The following is a 1,292-nucleotide window of genomic DNA, read 5'->3' as shown; positions in this document are numbered from 1 at the left end:
ATGCTTAAACTAGGACAACCATCGCCTAGCAGTAGTTAACCTCATGCGTCACTCCATCGAAACTATAAGAGGTACGGGAATATTAACCCGTTTCCCATCGACTACACTTTTCAGCTTTGCCTTAGGGGCCGACTAACCCTGGGAAGACGACCTTTACCCAGGAAACCTTAGGTTTTCGGCGAATGGGGATCTCACCCATTTTTTCGTTACTCATACCTGCATTCTCACTTCTGATACCTCCATCAAGCTTTCCAGCTTAACTTCTCTGGCTTACAGAACGCTCCCCTACCATCTTAACTTTCGTTAAGATCCAAAGCTTCGGTAATGTGTTTAGCCCCGTTACATTATTGGCGCTTAAGTACTCGACCAGTGAGCTATTACGCACTCTTTAAAGGTATGGCTGCTTCTAAGCCAACCTCCTGGCTGTTTACGTACCTAAACCTCCTTTTCCACTTAACACATTTTTGAGACCTTAGCTGTTGGTCTGGGTTGTTTCCCTCTCGACTATGAACCTTATCGCCCATAGTCTCACTCCTATTCATCATTTAATAGCATTCGGAGTTTAACTGAGTTTGGTACCCTTTGACAGGCCCTAGCTCAATTAGTGCTCTACCTCTATTAAACTAAAATAAGGCTGAACTTAAATCCATTTCGGGGAGAACCAGCTATCTCCGAGTTTGTTTAGCCTTTCACTCCTATTCACAGCTCATCCCTGCCTTTTTAAACAGACTAGAGTTCGGCCCTCCACTTGGTTTTACCCAAGCTTCAGCCTGGCCATAAATAGATCACTCGGCTTCGGGTCTACCACATCTAACTAAATCGCCCTTTTAAGACTCGCTTTCGCTTCGGCTCCAGCACTTCTATGCTTTAACCTTGCTAGACATGATAACTCGCAGGTTCATTATGCAAAAGGCACGCCATCACCGTAATAAATCACGGCTTTGACTGCTTGTAAGTCTACGGTTTCAGTTCTATTTCACTCCCCTCCCGGGGTTCTTTTCACCTTTCCCTCACGGTACTCTTCTCTATCGGTAGCTTTTTAGTATTTAGCCTTGGAGAGTGGTCTCCCCAGCTTCAAACAAGGTTTCTCGTGCCTCGTCCTACTCAGGAACATTTTAAAAAGATATTTACATTTAAATTACAGGACTATCACCTTCTTTGGTTAAACTTTCCAGATTATTCTTCTATATAAATATTTTGTAACTTTTTTGCTTATCACAGACTAAGCCTAAACGTCCTACAACCCTATAAATGCAACGCTCTGCAACTTGACACATTTAAAGTTTGGGCTA

General features: G+C 43.3%; 1 rRNA gene (running past one end of the window). It reads right to left on the bottom strand.

Annotated elements, in window-relative coordinates:
• A 23S ribosomal RNA gene (locus tag HNP68_RS06300) occupies positions 1 to 1,292 on the bottom strand (its annotated part extends 1,480 nt beyond the left edge of the window); the annotation flags it as partial.

Source organism: Borreliella yangtzensis, from assembly GCF_014201775.1.
GTDB classification, from domain to species: Bacteria; Spirochaetota; Spirochaetia; order Borreliales; family Borreliaceae; genus Borreliella; species Borreliella yangtzensis.
Note: the sequence above shows the minus strand (reverse complement) of the source record. Positions and strands in the feature narration are given on the sequence as shown.